1 pseudogene is annotated in these 393 nt (G+C 71.8%); it reads left to right on the top strand.

Going from position 1 to position 393, the window contains the following annotated elements:
• Positions 1-393: pseudogene (locus tag ACLZOT_RS50305) on the top strand (hypothetical protein); the annotation flags it as partial.

The following is a 393-nucleotide window of genomic DNA, read 5'->3' as shown; positions in this document are numbered from 1 at the left end:
GCACCAGCGAGGAGACGGCGCCCACCCGCGAGCGCCCGAGCGGCAGCTGCGAGATCACCATCGCCGGCGACTACAAGAGCAGTCACGACGGTGACGACGTCTCCATCCGCCAGCAGGTGTCCGTCGAGTACGGCCCGGTACCCGAGGCCGCGGAGGAGCGGCTGGCGATGGTCCAGGACGGGTTCCTGGGCGGCGACACGGTTCCGCTCCCGGACGGCCTGCCGGGCACGGTGAACGGAGGTGGCGGTCTGCTGGTGCTCCCGAAGTCCTGCGACACGCCCGATGGCCGGCCGACCGTCGTCACCATGGACGCGTCCGGCACCTACTTCAGTGGCCGCTCGTACAGCCAGAACGATCCGGCGGATCTGGGCGGCGCCCGACAGGCGGCGGTGC

Origin of the sequence: Streptomyces sp. 4F14 (assembly GCF_048159485.1) — a bacterium.
Taxonomy (GTDB): Bacteria; Actinomycetota; Actinomycetes; order Streptomycetales; family Streptomycetaceae; genus Streptomyces.
The sequence above is the reverse complement of the archived record's forward strand: the minus strand, read 5'-3'. Positions and strand labels throughout refer to the sequence as shown.